Source organism: Microtetraspora sp. AC03309, from assembly GCF_020826795.1.
In the GTDB taxonomy this organism is placed as follows: Bacteria; Actinomycetota; Actinomycetes; order Streptosporangiales; family Streptosporangiaceae; genus Microtetraspora; species Microtetraspora glauca.
This window is the reverse complement of record NZ_JADDIL010000078.1, coordinates 1-16,571: the sequence shown is the minus strand read 5'-3', so window position 1 is coordinate 16,571 and position 16,571 is coordinate 1. Positions and strand designations below refer to the sequence as shown.

Annotated in this window: 18 protein-coding genes and 1 tRNA gene; 10 read left to right on the top strand and 9 right to left on the bottom strand. The window is 67.4% G+C overall.

What is annotated here, in order from left to right:
* Positions 1 to 10: 10 nt before the first annotated feature.
* Entirely contained in the window at positions 11 to 2,761 is a 2,751-nt protein-coding gene (aceE, locus tag IMZ11_RS34375; RefSeq protein WP_061257424.1) for a pyruvate dehydrogenase (acetyl-transferring), homodimeric type, read from the bottom strand.
* Positions 2,762 to 3,319: 558 nt separating this feature from the next.
* On the opposite strand from aceE, the gene IMZ11_RS34370 reads away from it, so the two are divergent.
* From IMZ11_RS34370 to IMZ11_RS34340, 7 genes are all read left to right on the top strand, one after another.
* A complete protein-coding gene (locus tag IMZ11_RS34370; RefSeq protein ID WP_061257425.1) occupies positions 3,320 to 3,514 on the top strand; it encodes a DUF1918 domain-containing protein in 195 nt (64 codons plus the stop codon).
* An 18-nt stretch (positions 3,515 to 3,532) separates the two neighbouring features.
* Positions 3,533 to 3,934 (top strand): secondary thiamine-phosphate synthase enzyme YjbQ, encoded by a 402-nt coding sequence (locus IMZ11_RS34365; RefSeq protein ID WP_255707514.1) that lies wholly within the window; start codon positions 3,533 to 3,535, stop codon positions 3,932 to 3,934.
* 136 nt (positions 3,935 to 4,070) lie between these two features.
* Positions 4,071 to 4,499: a DUF3052 domain-containing protein gene (locus IMZ11_RS34360; protein WP_061257426.1), complete on the top strand. Its 429-nt coding sequence runs from the start codon at positions 4,071 to 4,073 to the stop codon at positions 4,497 to 4,499.
* Positions 4,500 to 4,579: 80 nt separating this feature from the next.
* A complete protein-coding gene (locus IMZ11_RS34355) occupies positions 4,580 to 5,035 on the top strand; it encodes a peroxiredoxin (RefSeq protein ID WP_228646564.1) in 456 nt (151 codons plus the stop codon).
* 22 nt (positions 5,036 to 5,057) lie between these two features.
* Complete coding sequence (locus IMZ11_RS34350) at positions 5,058 to 5,369, top strand: hypothetical protein (RefSeq protein WP_228646563.1); 312 nt, start codon at positions 5,058 to 5,060, stop codon at positions 5,367 to 5,369.
* 45 nt (positions 5,370 to 5,414) lie between these two features.
* Positions 5,415 to 6,365 (top strand): ROK family protein, encoded by a 951-nt coding sequence (locus tag IMZ11_RS34345; protein ID WP_228646562.1) that lies wholly within the window; start codon positions 5,415 to 5,417, stop codon positions 6,363 to 6,365.
* Positions 6,366 to 6,565: 200 nt separating this feature from the next.
* A tRNA-Val gene (locus tag IMZ11_RS34340) sits at positions 6,566 to 6,640 on the top strand.
* A gap of 79 nt (positions 6,641 to 6,719) precedes the next feature.
* Here IMZ11_RS34340 and xerC read toward each other — a convergent pair.
* From xerC to IMZ11_RS34310, 6 genes are all read right to left on the bottom strand, one after another.
* Positions 6,720 to 7,763, bottom strand: a complete 1,044-nt coding sequence (gene xerC / locus IMZ11_RS34335; protein ID WP_228646561.1) for a tyrosine recombinase XerC — start codon at positions 7,761 to 7,763, stop codon at positions 6,720 to 6,722.
* A gap of 92 nt (positions 7,764 to 7,855) precedes the next feature.
* Positions 7,856 to 9,475, bottom strand: a complete 1,620-nt coding sequence (locus tag IMZ11_RS34330) for a replication initiator (protein ID WP_374463125.1) — start codon at positions 9,473 to 9,475, stop codon at positions 7,856 to 7,858.
* Entirely contained in the window at positions 9,472 to 9,663 is a 192-nt protein-coding gene (locus IMZ11_RS34325) for a hypothetical protein (protein WP_228646560.1), read from the bottom strand. The genes IMZ11_RS34330 and IMZ11_RS34325 overlap by 4 nt, the downstream gene beginning before the upstream one ends.
* Positions 9,656 to 11,167, bottom strand: coding sequence for an FtsK/SpoIIIE domain-containing protein (locus IMZ11_RS34320; protein ID WP_228646559.1), 1,512 nt, complete (start codon positions 11,165 to 11,167; stop codon positions 9,656 to 9,658). The genes IMZ11_RS34325 and IMZ11_RS34320 overlap by 8 nt, the downstream gene beginning before the upstream one ends.
* A gap of 86 nt (positions 11,168 to 11,253) precedes the next feature.
* A complete protein-coding gene (locus IMZ11_RS34315; RefSeq protein WP_228646558.1) occupies positions 11,254 to 11,454 on the bottom strand; it encodes a hypothetical protein in 201 nt (66 codons plus the stop codon).
* Between the two features lie 123 nt (positions 11,455 to 11,577).
* Entirely contained in the window at positions 11,578 to 11,994 is a 417-nt protein-coding gene (locus tag IMZ11_RS34310) for a plasmid replication, integration and excision activator (protein WP_228646557.1), read from the bottom strand.
* 203 nt (positions 11,995 to 12,197) lie between these two features.
* Here IMZ11_RS34310 and IMZ11_RS34305 point away from each other — a divergent pair, with 203 nt between their 5' ends.
* Positions 12,198 to 12,800, top strand: a complete 603-nt coding sequence (locus IMZ11_RS34305; RefSeq protein WP_228646556.1) for a hypothetical protein — start codon at positions 12,198 to 12,200, stop codon at positions 12,798 to 12,800.
* Positions 12,801 to 12,853: 53 nt separating this feature from the next.
* On the opposite strand, the gene IMZ11_RS34300 is transcribed toward IMZ11_RS34305, so the two are convergent.
* A complete protein-coding gene (locus tag IMZ11_RS34300; RefSeq protein ID WP_228646555.1) occupies positions 12,854 to 13,585 on the bottom strand; it encodes a GntR family transcriptional regulator in 732 nt (243 codons plus the stop codon).
* A 256-nt stretch (positions 13,586 to 13,841) separates the two neighbouring features.
* A complete protein-coding gene (locus tag IMZ11_RS34295; RefSeq protein ID WP_228646554.1) occupies positions 13,842 to 14,126 on the bottom strand; it encodes a hypothetical protein in 285 nt (94 codons plus the stop codon).
* Positions 14,127 to 14,541: 415 nt separating this feature from the next.
* On the opposite strand from IMZ11_RS34295, the gene IMZ11_RS34290 reads away from it, so the two are divergent.
* Both IMZ11_RS34290 and IMZ11_RS34285 read left to right on the top strand, forming a co-directional pair.
* Positions 14,542 to 15,894, top strand: coding sequence for an XRE family transcriptional regulator (locus tag IMZ11_RS34290; protein WP_228646553.1), 1,353 nt, complete (start codon positions 14,542 to 14,544; stop codon positions 15,892 to 15,894).
* Positions 15,891 to 16,436 (top strand): flavoprotein, encoded by a 546-nt coding sequence (locus tag IMZ11_RS34285; protein ID WP_228646552.1) that lies wholly within the window; start codon positions 15,891 to 15,893, stop codon positions 16,434 to 16,436. Before IMZ11_RS34290 ends, IMZ11_RS34285 begins: the two co-directional genes overlap by 4 nt.
* The last annotated feature ends 135 nt before the right edge of the window (positions 16,437 to 16,571 follow it).

The following is a 16,571-nucleotide window of genomic DNA, read 5'->3' as shown; positions in this document are numbered from 1 at the left end:
CGCTCAGGCGTTATACGCCCATCGACTGGATGTCGTTGCTCTCCGCGGGAGCGCCGACCTCGGTCACGCCGTTCTTCAGGTGGTAGCGGGAGATGGCCTCGCGCAGCACCTCGGCCTTGATCTCGCCACGCCGTACGAGCTGGGTCAGCACCGCCAGGGTGATCGACGCGGCGTCCACGTGGAAGTGGCGGCGCAGCGCAGAACGCGTGTCCGACAGGCCGAAGCCGTCCGTGCCGAGCGAGCTCCAGTCACCGGGCACCCACTGGGCGATCTGGTCCTGGACGGCCCGCATGTAGTCGCTGACGCCCACGAACGGGCCCTGCGCCTCGGACAGCTTCCGGGTGACGTACGGCACGCGCTGCTCGGCGTCGGGGTTGAGCAGGTTGTGCTCCTCGACGGCGAGGGCCTCCCTGCGCAGCTCCGCCCACGAGGTGGCCGACCAGACCGAGGCGTCGACGCCCCAGTCCTCCGCCAGGAGACGCTGCGCCTCCAGGGCCCACGGACCGGCGACACCGGAGGCCAGGATGTTGGCCTTCGGCCCCCCGGTCGAGGGGGCGGGGGCGAACAGGTACAGACCCTTGAGGATGCCCTCGGCGTCCACGTTCGCCGGCTCCGCGGGCTGCGGGTACGGCTCGTTGTAGACGGTCAGGTAGTAGAAGATGTTCTCCGGGGCGTCGCCGTACATCCGGCGCAGGCCGTCCTTGACGATGTGCCCGATCTCGAACGCCCAGGCCGGGTCGTAGGAGACGACGGCCGGGTTCGTCGAGGCGATGAGCGGCGTGTGGCCGTCCTCATGCTGGAGGCCCTCGCCGTTCAGGGTCGTACGGCCGGCGGTCGCGCCGAGCAGGAATCCGCGACCCATCTGGTCGGCGAGCTGCCACATCTGGTCGGCGGTGCGCTGGAACCCGAACATCGAGTAGAAGATGTAGATCGGGATCATGTGCTCGCCGTGCGTGGCGTACGAGGAGCCGACGGCGAGGACCGAGCCCATCGAGCCGGCCTCGCTGATGCCCTCGTGCAGGATCTGGCCCTCGGTGGACTCCTTGTAGGAGAGCAGCAGCTCCCGGTCGACCGCCTCGTAGGTCTGCCCGTGCGGCGAGTAGATCTTGGCGGTCGGGAACATCGCGTCCACGCCGAAGGTGCGCGCCTCGTCGGGGATGATCGGCACGAACCGGTGACCGATCTCCTTGTCCCGCATGAGGTCCTTCAGCAGCCGGACGAAGGCCATGGTGGTGGCGACGTTCTGCTTACCCGAGCCCTTGGCGAGCTGCTTGTAGACGTCGTCGCCGGGCAGTTTGAGGGCCTTGGCCCTGGTCAGCCGTTTGGGCAGGAAACCGCCGAGCGCGGCGCGGCGCTCCTTCATGTAGGCGATCTCTTCGTTGTCCTCGCCGGGGTGGAAGTACGGTGGGAGGTCGCCCTCGAGATCCTTGTCCGGGATGGGCAGGTAGAGCCGGTCGCGGAACTCCTTGAGCTCGGCCTTGGACATCTTCTTCATCTGGTGCGTCGCGTTGCGCGCCTCGAAGTCCTTGCCGAGAGTCCAGCCCTTGATGGTCTGGGCGAGGATGACGGTCGGCTGGCCGACGTGCTCGCGGGCCGACTTGAACGCCGCGTAGACCTTGCGGTAGTCGTGGCCGCCGCGCGACAGCTTGCGGATGTCGTCGTCCGACAGGTGCTCGACCATCTTGCGCAGGCGGGGGTCGCTGCCGAAGAAGTGCTCCCGGATGTACTCGCCGGTCTCGACGGAGTACGTCTGGAACTGGCCGTCGGGCGTGGTGTTCATCTGGTTGACGAGGACGCCGTCCACGTCGGCCGCGAGCAGCGGGTCCCAGTCACGACCCCAGACGACCTTGATGACGTTCCAGCCGGCGCCGCGGAAGTATGACTCCAGCTCCTGGATGATCTTTCCGTTGCCGCGCACCGGGCCGTCGAGCCGCTGCAGGTTGCAGTTGATGACGAAGGTGAGGTTGTCCAGCTCCTCGCGCGCGGCCAGGCCGATCGCGCCCAGCGACTCGGGCTCGTCCATCTCGCCGTCGCCGAGGAAGCACCACACGTGGCTGCGGCTGGTGTCCTTGATCTTGCGGTTCAGCAGGTAGCGGTTGAACCGCGCCTGGTAGATCGCGCCGATCGGGCCGAGGCCCATGGAGACCGTGGGGAACTCCCAGAAGTCCGGCATGAGCCGCGGGTGGGGATAGGACGGCAGGCCCTTGATCCCGTGGGAGAGCTCCTGGCGGAACGCGTCCAGCTCGGGGGCCGACAGGCGGCCCTCCAGGAAGGCGCGGGCGTAGATCCCCGGAGCCGCGTGGCCCTGGATGAACACCTGGTCGCCCGACTCGCCGTGGTCCTTGCCGCGGAAGAAGTGGTTGAAACCCACCTCGTACAGCGAGGCCGCGGAGGCGTACGTCGCGATGTGGCCGCCGACGTTGGTGCGGGCGTTGGCCCGGGTGACCATGACGGCCGCGTTCCAGCGGATGTAGGCCCGGATGCGGCGTTCGACGTACTCGTCGCCGGGGAACCAGGGTTCCCGCTCAGGTGGGATCGTGTTGATGTAGTCCGTGCTCCGCAGGCCGGGCACGCCGACCTGGTGCTCACGGGCCCGCTCCAGGAGTCGGAGCATCAGATAGCGGGCACGGGTGCGGCCCTCCGTCTTGATGACGTTGTCGAGCGATTCGAGCCATTCCCTGGTCTCGCTCGGGTCGACATCAGGCAACTGGCTGGGTAGGCCGTCACTGATGATCGAGAAGCGCTGGCGTCCGGAAGCCACTGGGTCTCGCCTTCCGAGGATGGACTATGTCTTGTCTAGGCACTTCCATCCTGGCCGCTTGCCCCGGAAAGTGCATCTCTACTGCCGGGTAACCAGGATGTCCCTGCTGGCAGGCAGGGATATATGGCCTAGACCACCGATGGTAGGACGATTCTTACAGACTTCCCAGCGTGCCCCGATCGCGGGGCCGACCGCCCGTGCGCGACCGGGCCTTTTCCCGAGGGAGAAGGCGGATCCGCGCGGGGTGTGATGTGCCATCCAAGCACAGCCCCGAACCGGACGCACCGCTCCGTCCCGCCCGTCGCTCCACACCTCTCTTCTCCGCTCCTTCCGCCGGTCACCGCTCCTTCCAGTGACCGGTACGGCACGTGCGCCGGTGGCCGTCGGGGCGCGCCGCGGTGACCGCGACGTAACCGGCCGCCATCCGTCTCGTGCGTCACGGCGGGGGAGCGTAACGTTTCGGTATGCGTTGTTCCTCCCTCTTGCGGGGGATGGGTTACTCCCCTTCCCTGCGGGCGAAAGCCGTATCAGGCTCTGGAGAGAGAGGGAGGAATCGAGATGCAGGCAACGGTGGGTGACCGGCTCCTGGTGCATGGGACCGTCGTGGGAGAACATGACAAGCGCGGCGAGATCATCGAGGTACGCGGGCCCGGTGGCGAGCCGCCGTACGTCGTCAGGTTCGACGACGGACACACCGGCCTGGTGTTCCCCGGCCCGGACGCGGTCGTCGTCCCAGCTCAGCGGGGATCGTAATATCGCGCTGTGAGATCCATGGAGATCGAGGTGCGTACCGGCACGCGCGAGCGGGTGCACGACATCACTCGGGAGTGCGCGGAGTTCGCGCGTGAGTGCGGGGGAGACGGGCTTTTGCACGTCTTCGTGCCGCACGCCACGGCGGGTGTCGCGCTGATCGAGCTCGGTTCGGGCAGTGACGAGGACCTTCTCGCGGCTTTGGGGGATCTGCTTCCGGCCGATGACCGCTGGAGGCATGCGCACGGCTCCCGGGGGCATGGGCGATCCCATGTTCTGCCCGCGATCATTCCGCCGTACGCGACGCTTCCGGTTCTGGACGGCCGGCTCGCGCTGGGCACCTGGCAGTCGGTGTCCCTTGTCGATCTCAACGTGGACAACCCCGACCGGCGTGTTCGTTTGTCGTTTTTGTCGGGTTCATAGATAACGGTGCGGGGCGCCGGTCGTGGCGACCGTTGACGACGGTGGGTCACAGCGTGTGGACTGTGCCGAAGCATGGCTCTCAGTGAGCCGGACAACCGCATTACAAGGCGGGGTCACCCAAGCAGGAGGGATACACGTGAGCGCGACCGCGGGTCAGGCGCAGGGCGAGCGCGGCCTGGCCGAACGACTCGGCCTCAAAGCCGGTCAGGTGGTGCAGGAAGTCGGCTGGGACGAGGACTGCGACGAGGCACTGCGCCAGTCCATCGAGGAGCTGACCGGCAACGAGCTGGTGGACGAGGAATACGAGGACGTCGTCGACGTGGTGCTGCTGTGGTGGCGCGATGGCGACGGCGATCTGTTCGACGCCCTCAGCGACGCCATGACCGCACTCGCCGACGGAGGCCAGATCTGGCTGCTGACCCCCAAGGCGGGCCGGGACGGCCACGTCGAGCCCAGTGACATCGGTGAGGACGCGACGACCGCCGGACTTTCCCAGACGAGCAGCATCAGCGCCGCCCGGGACTGGTCGGGAACGCGGCTGGTCGCTCCGAAGGCCCGCCGCTGAGCTGACGCCGACGCCCTGCCGTACGGCCCGGCGGTGCCGTACGGCAGGATGATGTGCGATCAGGTCAGGGGAGGCGGCGCATGTCGATAGAGGTCGGGGACCGGGCTCCGGATTTCGAGCTCCAGGATCAGCACGGCGCTCCCGTCAGGCTTTCCGACCTCCGGGGCCGCAAGGTGGTGCTCGTCTTCTATCCCCTGGCGTTCACCAGCGTGTGCCATGGCGAGCTGTCCGCGATCCGTGACGAGCTCGTCCCCGCGGCCGAGGGCGACGTCGAGGTGCTGACCGTGTCGGTCGACTCCGTCTTCGCCCACCGGGCCTGGGCCGACCGGGAGGGGTACACGTTCTCGATGCTCTCGGACTTCTGGCCGCACGGTGAGGTGGCCCGGGCGTACGGTGTGTTCGATGAGGAGAAGGGGATCGCGCTGCGCGGGACCTTCATCATCGACGGCGAGGGCGTCATCCGCTGGAAGATCGTGAACGCGATCGGGTCGGCGCGTGACGTCACCGAGTACCAGAAGGTGCTCACACATCTGTGACCCTGCCTTACGGGAGGCGAAGATGCCCTGCTACCGGTGCGGGGCCCGGCAGGCCGATCCGGTCCGTGGCGCGAGTCCCTGGAAACGCGGGGTGCGCCACGAGGCGCAGGTTCTGGTCTGCCCGGACTGCCAGCGTGCGCACGACCTCGATCTCGACGCGTGCGTCTCATGCGGTTCCACCGCGCTGATCTGCCGCCTCGGGGAGGTCGAGTGCCGCTCGTGCGGAGCCGTACGGCTCGCGCGGTCATGCGAGTCGCTGGTCTCCGCGGCCGGCTCGCCGGACCTGTCCGCCGAGGTCGAGGCGGCGCTGAACCGTGTCCTCGGACGTTCCTGATCTGCCCGATTTGGCGAATCGTCCTCCGGTGACGACGATGTCCGAGTGAGTTACGTCGTTGCGCTCGATGTGGGCGGTACGTCGATGAAGGGCGGGCTCGTCACGAGCTCCGGTGAGGTGACCCCTTTCGAGGGACGCCCGACGGAACGTGAGCGCGGGGCGGCGGCCGTGGTCGAGGCCATCCGCGCCTACGTGGGCGAGCTCGCCGGGCACGGAGTCTCCCGCTTCGGCGAGGGGCCCTCCGGTGTCGGTCTCGCCGTTCCGGGCATCGTCACCTCCTCCACGGCCGTCTATTCCGCCAACATCGGCTGGCGGAACGTGCCCGCCGAGGACTTCGTGCCCGGCGACGCACCCGCCCGGCTCGGGCACGACGTACGCACCGGAGGGCTGGCCGAGAGCGTGTTCGGCGCTGGACGCGACGCCGCCGACTTCCTCTTCCTCCCCATCGGCACCGGCATCGCGGGCGCCGTCGTGGTCCGCGGCGAGCCGTACGGCGGGGCGCACGGATGGGGCGGCGAGATCGGGCACACGCCCGTCTGGCCCTCGGGTGAGAAGTGCGCGTGCGGCCAGGTCGGCTGCCTGGAGACCTACGCGTCCGCCTCCGCCGTGGCCCGGCGCTTCGAGCGACGCTCCGGCCGTACGGCCACCGCCAAGGAGGTCGTGGAGCTGGCGCTGTCCGGCGACGTCGCGGCGCGCGAGGTCTTCGACGAGGCGATCGAGGCGCTGGCGATCTCGCTGGCGTCGTACACGCTGCTGCTCGACCCGTCGCTGGTCGTCATCGGCGGAGGGCTGGGGGAGGCGGGGCCCGCCCTGTTCGAGCCCCTCAGGGAACGGCTGGCCGCGCGGCTGACCTTCCGTGAGCCCCCGGAGCTTCGTCCGGCGGCTCTCGGCGTACAGGCGGGAATGCTCGGCGCCGCGCTGCTCGGCTGGCAGGCGGCCGGTGTGCCCGACGCGGGCGCCGGCTGGGCCACGGAAACGCTGCTGGGCGGTCGTTAGAGTCGCGGGCATCGCGCTCCGGACGTGGCCCGCCACGGCGAGGCGGGGCCCGGAACGCGAACGGCGCGAAGTAGGCGGCGAGCCCCGGAACAACGCGAACGGCGCGCGGCACCCGGATCCCGATCTGGCGTCGGGAGACACGGACGGATCTCCCGATGTGCTGAAAGGCGTCCCGGTGTCGTAAGGTGTAGTCCCGTCTGGGGCGGTTAGCTCAGCGGTAGAGCACTCGCCTTACAAGCGAGGGGTCACTGGTTCGAACCCAGTACCGCCCACCAGCGAAAACAAGCCTCGTAGCGATCTTGCTACGAGGCTTCGTGCCATTAACGTGCCATTAGCCGATGCATTCGATCTTGCTTAGAGATCACTCGCCTTGGCTGGCAGGGCTTCCGTGATCTTTCCGTTCATGGCGTTCGCGATCTTGCGGTCCGCCTCCGCCGTGCGGTGCTGGTAGATCATCGCGGCGCGAACGGAGTCGTGCCCCATCCGCTCCATGAGATCCCGGAGCGTCGCGCCCGAGCTGGCCGCGATCGTGTTGCCGGTGTGCCGGAGATCATGGAAGTGCAAGCCAGGGCAACCGATCTTCGTCGTGTTCTTCGCCCAGTCGGCGGCTCGGCGGAAGTTGCTTCGCCGGAGGGTGCCGCCCCGCGCGCCGGTGAAGATCAGGGCATCGTCCTCCGGATCGGTGAAGTCGTCGAGGTGATCCCGAAGCGCGGGGATGATTGCCGAAGGAATGGCGACCGTCCGGACACCGGCCCGCGACTTGGGCGGCCCGACGAGCAGCTCGCCCGTGTCCAACTCGACATGCTGTTGCCGAACGCTGACGGTGCCCGCGTTCAGGTCCAGGTCCATCCGCCGGAGTGCCGCCACCTCACCCCATCGCAGACTCGCGAAGGTCGCCAGCAGGATCAGCGCGCGGAGCCGTACGGGGACGAGGTCGGCCAACTCGAAGACCTTCGCCACCGTGAGGACCGGGCGCTCTTCCGGCTTCTCCTCACCGGCACCCCGAATGCGGCAAGGGTTACGCGGGATGATCCGATCATCCGCCGCCGTCATGAGCACGGCCCGCAGGAACCGGTACGCCTTGGCTACTTCCGACGCGCCCACGCCGTTCCCGGTGAGCGTTGCCCGCCACTCCCGGACCATGGCTGTATCGATCTTGCTCAAGGGGGCGTTGCCGAAATGCGGAACGACGTAGCGTCGGAGCAGACCCGTGTAGATCTCTACCGTCCGAGGCCGGAGGTTGGTCCGCTCACTGATCCACTTCGCGGCGTAGTCACCGAGCTTGACCTTGGCCCGCTGTGGGTCCGTCCAGTCCCCTGTGGTGAGCTGGGCTTCCACGAGGGACAGCGCCTTGTCGGCATCGCGCTCCCGCTCATAGGTCGTGTTACCGGTTCGCATCCGTCCATCAGGCCCCGGATAGCGGATCTGGAACCGACCGGAGGGCAGTTTGCGGATGCTTCCGAACCGCCGCCGTCCGTCCTTGTTCGCCACTACGCCGCCCTCCCTTCGGTTGCCGAAAGATCTTGTCCGTCTGCTTGGGCTTCCAGCTCTCGTAAGTGGTTGCGCCAGCGCTGGCGTTCGTGGACCGAGCGCAGGAGCCGGACGCCGATGGGGTCGAGGCCGGGATCTCCGGGCTTGACCTGTCGCCAGACGTACCGGTGCGGGGCTATGGGTTCGTCTGGGAGGCCGAGGGCTTCCAGCACCCAGGTACGCCGGTCGTGCTTGTGCTCGGTCAGGGTCTTGTTCGACCACTTCCGCGAGACCAGGACGCGACGACCCGCGTAGCCGAGGTGTTCGGGCTTGTGCGCCTTGCCCCGGCACCGACCGGGGATCATGCCCGGCTTGGCGCCCTTGGGCTGCACGCCGTAGCGGAGCCAGTTCGGGCAGGTCGGCGAGCACGGTTCGTAGCGGAGGGCGTTGCCGAGGCGTTCCGCGTGCTCCCGTTGCGCGGAGTCGTCCGGGTCGATCGCGTCGCCGATGGACTTGGTCAGGTACTTCGACAGGTACCGGATGCAGGTGTCCGCATCGGTCGTCCCGGCCAGGACGCCTTGAACGTCGAGCTGAGGGCCGAAGGTCAGCACGTGCAGGGGTTCGGCCTCGTCGTCCTGGTCGAGCTCGTCGAGGGCTTCATCCCAGGTGGGCAGGACTTCACCGGTTGCCGGGGCGAGGTATCCGGCACCGTCCGCCCAGACCGGCAGATGCTCGCCCTCGAAGACGACCCGATCGATGGAGGGCCACCACACCTGGTGGTACGTGGCCGCCGCGATCTGCTTGATCTCCGCACGCGGGAGGTGGCCCCGCACGGCCATGTGCAGATGCGGAGCGAGGCGCTTCTGAGGTTCGACGGACGCGAAGTACTGGACATCGAACCCGGCCACCCGGCGGAGGTTCTGAACGAAGCGGTCCACCAGCTTGGAGAAGTGCAGCGCGTCCCGAGCCGCCCGCGCGTACTCGTACGTGCTCGGGTCGACGGGTGCGCCGTTCTTCCTGACCCGCCCATAGGAGGGCAGGGTGAGGGTGATGAACATCGACGGCCGGAAGGTCTTGCCGTTGGCACTGGTGAAGGTTCGCCCGAGTGTCGTGGCGCTCATGGTGCGCTTGGGCAGGTCCGGGGCGTCCTGTCGCCGCCGGGTCGAGCGTGACCGTTTCCCGGCGGTGCGGCCGAGGACGGTGCCGCGCATCCCGGCCCGGTTGATCTCGTCGTCGAGGTCGCCTATCGCGGCGTCCAGGTCGGTGGTGTCGTCGCCGGCCATTTCTGCCTTGTCCCGCCAGGCCTGGGCGTCGGCTCGGAGTTCGACGAGGTAGCGCTGATAGTCGTCCGCCTCGTTCGGGGTGTTGACCGGCTCGTGGTCGAGGTGCCAGCCCTCCCGGCACTGGGCCATCCGAAGCTGTCGGTTCCGCTTCGCACACGGAGGGCACTTGCTCTCCAAGGTGGCCCCGCACGGCACGTCGATGGTTTCCACCTTGCCCGTGAAGGTGTCGAGCCGCCGCAGGGCGATCGGGCGGATGCACACGCCGTACTGCTTGGCGAGCTCTTCGACGACCTCGCGGGCGAGCGGTTGAGCCATCCGCACCGCCCGAGGGGTCGTCCTGTCGATCGTGTTGGTCACGAGTCACCGCCGCAGGAGCCGAGGCTGTCGATCGAGTCGAAGCCGTCGAGGGGGTCGAGCAGGATGGACGCCTTTTCGCCGCACTCGCGGCACTCGACCACGCCCCGGACCGGGTACAGCCAGAGCGCGTTGGTGGTGCCGCAGCCCGCGCAGGTCAGTTCGTCGAGCAGGTGGGAGATCTCAACCATTGGCCCGCACTCCCTCCCGCTCGACCGGAGCGGAGTCGACAGTGGGAGCGGAGCCAGTGACCGCCGCAGAGTCCGCGACCTGCGAGGCATCCACGGGCGTGACGTACTCGACGACCATCGCGCGAATGTCATCATCAGAGACGTACGCGGCCCGGACCCGGACGGGATCGGGCGAGGTTTCAAGCCGGACGTATCCGATCCCGGCCCCGAGCGCGGGCACGGGCGAGATGTGGTCAGCGAGTGCGCCCCGATCGCGTGCGCCGTCGCCGAGGACCATGTCGACCTGTTCGGACTCATCGAGCCGGAGCGCGATCTTGTCGGGGAACAGGTTGCGGATGTTCATGACCTCTTTGCGCGGGTCCTGCAACGCCGCCATGACGCCCACGCCGACCGCTCGCCCCTGCGTCGTCAGGGTCGCGAGCGCGGCCGTGATCCGCTGCTTGAGCACCCGGTCCGACTGGTAGGCGGTCAGGAACGCGACCTCATCGACGAGCACCAGGACGAACGGATCCTCAACCGTCGCTTTGTGGGAGCGCTGGAGCCCGGCGAAGCGCCCGGCGCGCTCCTGCATGACCGTGACCGCTTCGTCGAGTAGGTCGGCGCACTGTTCCGAGTCGGCCGCGTACCGGGTGAACAGGTCCCGGCCGAACGAGAGCTCCATCAGCTTCGGGTCGAGCGCCCAGAGTTCGACCAAGCCCGCCCGCATCGCGGGGAGCAAGCCGCGGATCGTCGACCAGAGGAACGAGCCTTTGCCGGCCCCGGTCGCTCCCGCGATCAGGACGTGCGTGCCGTGGACCTTGAGCCGGTATGGCGTGCCGTCTTCCCGAGCGCCGATCTCGACCGGTCCCACTGAGACCACGTCCGGGATCGGGACGGCAGGCAGCGGCACGGCGAGCGGATCACGACGGGGGAAGGTCAGGACGAGCCGTCCCGCCCGTGCGATGGAGACGCGGCAGGTTCGGGAGCCGAAGCCGTGGGCGAGCTGGTCGGTTCGGTCGGCCCAGTCTTTGACCGCCTGACCGTTGAGCATCTTCACGGTGATGCGGTCGGCCCAGCCGTCGCACTCGACCCGCACGAGCCGGGGCAGGTAGTCCCGGCCGCGTAAGTGCCGCCCGAGACCCGAGACGATCATCACGGGTTGCCAGTGACGGCGGTAGATCCAGATCCGTCGCCAGAAGGCGAACAGCCGCCAGCCGATGACCCGTAAGAACGAGGCCCGGTGAAGCGACGCCCAGGACAGGCCCGCAAGGGCGATAAGGCCGATGAGGACCAGGGCGAGACGCCAGCCGTACAGCGTCCAGATCACACCGGGTACGGCCGGGCCGGTGACGGCGATCGGGTGCCGCCAGACGATCCGGATCAGGCCCGCGACCAGGCGGGACAGCCAGATCACGATCGTGATGAACGCCGGGGTCCGGACGACGGCCGGACGGAACACGACAGCGGTGTCGGGAGTGGTGGAGACGAGGTTACGCGCCTCGTCTCCGGGGAGCTTGCGGAACATTAGGCTGGTGCCCCTCTCAAACATTCGCGTGTGTGGGAGATCTGGGGGCCGCTGGAATGCCAGTTCCAGCGGCCCCGCCTTGCTTGTCAGGCCGCCACCTCGTCACCGGGGGCGTCGACCTGGTCGGAGGCGGCCGACTGCTGCGCGTGCTGGTGCTCGCAGTCGGCCAGGTAGCGCGCGGCGGCGGTGAAGATCTGCCGGGCGATGTCGAGATCAGCAGCGGTGACCGGGCCGCCTGCGCTGGTCGAGATCGAGATGTCGGCCTCCCGGGAAGACACCGAGAGCATCGGCCGCTCGCCGTTCAGCGCTGAGGCCCACACCCGCAGATCCAGCGTGTAGAACGAGACGTTGATCCGGGGCGTCTGGCCGGGGGTCGAGCGACATCGAGACGTAGGTGTACGGGTCGCGGGTCACGCCGCTGCCTCCTTGCCCCCGGCCTTGCCCGATGCGGTCCGGACGGGGCGCATCTCGCGGACCCGGATGGAGTAGGCGAGCCGGTTGCTGTTGCTGTTCACGTACGGCGTGACGTTGACCCCGTCGAACTCGACCGGCGTGAACGGCACCCCCGGCACAGCGGCCGGCGGAACCGGCTGGACACCGGACAGGATCTTGACCGCCACCGTCTTCTGAGCGGGCTTGAGCGTCGGATCGGCGTCCATGACCGCGACCTGCCAGACGAGCTCGCCCGTCTGCTTGTCGCGCGCCTGGACGAACCGGCCGTTGGTCGAGGCGTCGAAGTCCTTGACCGGCTCGACCTCACCGACGACGTAGCAGCCGTGCGGGAACACCATGTCGAACGTGACCGGGATGGGTCCTTGCAGAGCCATTGGAGATCTTCCTCTCTCGACTGACAGGCACTTAACCTATCAACTGCCTCGAGAGTAGGTCGGCGAACTTGGTAGGTCAAGTGCCTAGGGGTGAAAGAGGTGGAGCTCCAGCAAGTTCCCGAGATCGTGAGCGATGTTTAGGGGCGTAGTCACATTCGCCGTACCTCCATCGCTGAAGACATTCCGCCGTTACGGTGTCGGTCATGGACGTGTGGGGCGTTTTGATCGGGGCTGTCTCAGGACTGTTCTCTGGCGCGGTCGGTGGTGTTTTCGCTTCTGGCCAAATCGCGTGGCGGGGCGAGGCTGCGAAGCATCGATTCCAGGCGCAGGCGGCCGTATGCGAGACGCTCGCGGCCTACAGAGTCCGTTTGATCCATGGACACACCTATACCGGAGGCGTGTGTAACGAGGGCTTGGGCGCCGCCTCCTTCCATGGTCGTGAACAGCTAGCCTGTGCTGTCCTAGCGAAGCTCCCGCATCTCGCCCCGAGAGCCAGGAAGCGGGTCCATAGACATTTGCTAGACCTCGTTGGTGCCGCCACCGTAGAACTGGCTAGCAAGCGGATAGGCGTACCTGAATCGGACTTTGACCAAGAGGCAGAGGTCCGACGCGAAGAGACCGTCAAACATAAGTTGTCCCTGGAAACCGGCGTCAGGGACGGTAAGTACGTCGAGGCTGCGACTCACGGCGCTCTCGGCATCGTGTACGTCAGCCCGAATGATGTCGAGCATCATGCCGCATACTTTCAAGCGGCACTCGACATCATCGACAAGATGATGTCGGAAGTGTCGCCCCGCCGCAGGTGATGGCACGTCGCTCGGGGCTCGTTCCACATGCCTTGTTATCGTGCCTTCCCCGATCAGGCGATCGGGTAGGCGTCTTCCAACTCGTGACGGTCGGCGGGAAGCAGTACGTTCACCACGACAAAGGGGTGCCCGGAAGCGTCACGCACGGCCGCGTAGACGTCCAGGACCGGCGTGTTCTTCGGCATGCCGAGCCGCTTGGTCTCGTCCGTCGAGGGCATGCGCGCGGTGATCTGCTCGATGATGTGATCGAACCGCACGCTCTTACGCGCCTGGAGATGATCGCGGATGCTGTCGGGAAGCGGGTCGGCGCTGGTCAGGTCCGTCCCCTCCGACAGATCCAAGGGCAGCCAGAACGAGACGATCTCGGACGGCTCACCGTCGCGGACGACCAGGCGGCGACGCAGGAACGCCCGGCTCTTGGCCGGCAGATCGAGCAGCGCGGCGACCCGGTTGGGTACGGCCTGGGCGCCCGCTTCCAGCACCTCGCCAGGGGAAGCGGCCTCGGGGTTGGTCAGGTAGGCGTGGCCGGGGCGTGGCTGTTCGGCCAGGGCGAGCGCGGGACGGCCCCGCACGAAACGTCCCTTGCCCTGCTGCGACTCGATCCAGCCCTGTTCCCTCAGCACCCGCAACGCGGCAACAACAGTGGGCCGGGACACGCCGAACTCTTGGATCAACTGGTTCTCACTGGGGAGCAGCGTCCCCGGCGGGTAGTCTCCCGCTTCAATACGCCGCTGAAGCGTCTGCACAAGTTGCGCATACTTCGGAGGCACGGACTCTAGCGACATCACGACCGTCCAGCAGCCGACAGGTTGTTTTACCAAGTTTGAGCCTAACGCGGCTCCGGATTTCTGTCACCCCATACCCGCAACCCACAACGTGCCGGAAGAGGTGAACAAGGGTGGAACGGCAGGGCCACGAACGGGGACCGGGGGGCGTGGTTGTCCGTGACCCTGCCGCAGGCGCGACGAGACCGGGGCGATGGACACCACCGACGCCCGCCCACCCCCGGCCGGGCACTCCCGTCATCTCGCCGCGCCAGCTCTAGCGGCTGACGTACTCCGCCAGCACCTTCGCCGCCCCCGGGGCGTCGTTCACCGGGTGCCGCTTCTCGGCGTACTGCCAGGAGAAGTACGCGCCGCCGTACCCGACGAACACCCACAGCGGCAGCCCCCGCCCGCCGGGAGGGTGCACCATGAGTGCGGTGTTGTTGTCCCGCAGCTCGGTGTGAATGCTGAGCTGGGTCAACTCGTGGCGGAGCCGGAGGAGCTTGCGCTCCTCGTCTGTGCGGTTCATGTAGGCCACCGCCATGACATCAATGGGGTTCATGTTCCGTTCCCTTCGGCCCGGCCGCTTCCGAGGCAGTCGAGACACACCCGCTCCCCACCCGATTCGTGATCTGCATTGGTTCCGCCGATTAGGAGCGCCCGGCGTGCGTGGCGTTCCTTGCTGCCACGTCCCCGACACGAAGGACAGGGCCGTGCCTCGCTGTTCTCGTCTGGCCGGGTCACCGTCGCCATCTCCTCGTTCATCCGGCGTTCCCTCTGCCTGGGAGGCCGCTTGACGTACCGTGGTTGCTTGATGGCAAGTCCACCGGCAAAGCAGAATGGCGAGACCCCCTAAAAGACCCCCCTCTTAACCCCTTTTCGATCGCCCATCGGGAAGCAGGTCAGATATGCCCGAAGCAACACCAAACGTGAAACTCCGGGCATGGCGTAGCCGCGCGAATTTGTCGCGTGCCGAAATGGCGAAAATGGTCAACCTGTCCGCCAGCGGCATCAAGTACGGCCTGACCTGCGACGAGGAGCGCATCAGAAGGTGGGAGGCCGGAGAGGTCTCTTGGCCGCGTGAGCCGTACCGGCTGGCACTCGCCGAGGTCACCCACCACGACCCCGAAGACCTGGGATTCGCCCCCACCAAACGCGCCCGAGCCGTAGCCGCGCCCGTCGCCGATACCGCAATCACTCCGCCTGGCGACTATTCCATGCGGGTTGATGACCGCATAATCAGCCCACACGCTGTGAATCTCGTCGAATCTGGAAAGGACGAGGACGGCATGCGGCGACGCGAGTTCGTCGGCCTGGCCGGGGCCGCGTTGTTCAGTGCGGTGGTCGGACAGCCGGACAAGGTCCATGACATCCCGTCCAACATCGAGACCCTTGCCGCCGCTCTCGTCGACTACTCCGCCCCGGTCGACGGCCCCACAGATCTCGGAGCACTCGCCGCATCCGTCGCAGCGGCGAAGCAGAACTACCAGGCATGCCACTACTCCCAGGTGGCCGCCGCCCTCCCGTCGCTGCTGCGCAAGCTCCGCACCGCATGCACGATGCTCACCGGCGACGAACAGCTACGCGCGTACGCGCTGTCCGCCGAGGCCCATCACGTCGCCGCATCCATCCTGCTCAAGCACGAAGACAAGGGCCTTGCCTGGCTCGCGGCCGATCGCAGCGTCCAGGCCGCCCACGCCAGCGGCAACCCCCTGATGATCGGATCAAGCGCCCGCATCATCACCCACGCACTCATGGACGACGGCCACCACCGAGCCGCAACCACCATGGCCAGCACCGCCGCCCAGCGCCTGGACGCCGACCTGTCCTACCCCTCTCCGGACGACCTGTCGGTGTACGGCACGCTCCTACTACGGGGAGCCGTCGCCGCAGCCCTCCATGCCAACCGGCACACCGCGGCCGAACTCCTCGATGAGGCCGAGCAGGCAGGCCGGCGACTCGGTCACGACGGCAACCACATGTGGACCGCGTTCGGCCCGAACAACGTCCTGTGCCACCGCGTGAACATCGCGCTCCGTCTCGGCGACGCCGGTACCGCGATCGACAACGCCCGCAAGATCGACCTCAACGCCCTGCCCATCAACGAGCGCAAGGCCACCGTCCTACTCGACACATCCCGCGCGTTCCTCGCGTGGGGCAAGCACGACCGCGCCCTGCACGTCCTGCGCGCCGCCGGAGATATCGCCCCCGAAGAGATCACCGGCCGCCCGGCCACGCTTAGGCTTGTTCGCGACATCCTCGCCACCGCCCCCATCAGCGTCCGGCGCGAAGCGCGAGAGTACGCCGAAGCCCTGGGAGTCAGCGCGTGACCGAACCCGGCAAGGTCCTCTACATCATCGTGTGCGCCGCAGGACCGGCCGGTGACGTCGGCCGCCTCGTGACGATGGCGCAGGAGCAGGGATGGACCGTCCAGATCATCGCCACCCCATCCGCGCTCGACTTCATCGACGTGCCCGAACTGGAGAAGCTGACCGGTCACCCTGTCCGCAGCCAGTACCGCAAGCCGGGCGAACCCAAGTCCCCGAGGGCCGACGCCATCATCGTTGCCCCGGCCACGTACAACACCATCAACAAGTTCGCCCAAGGCATCGCCGACACCTACGCCCTGGGCCTTCTCGCGGAGGCGCCCGGCCTGGGCATCCCCGTCGTCATCCTGCCGTTCGTGAACAGCGCCCTTGCCTCACGCGAGCCATTCCGCCGCAGCGTGGAGACACTACGCGCTGAAGGTGTTCACGTCCTTCTAGGCCCCGGCCAGTTCGAGCCCCACACCCCCAGCACCGGAGGCTACCGGATGGGTGATCCATTCTGGGTTATCGCCATCAACGGGATCGAAGATCTCCCCACCATATAGTTATGGATGCTCATTAACCTCGGGCTTTCGCGACGAATTTCTCCGAGGTTGATCGTTTACATGAGAAAAGCGCCTCTGAACTGGGAGGATCGGGCTTGTCGAGAGTCCTGTCCGCGCCAATTCAGAAGGCACTTT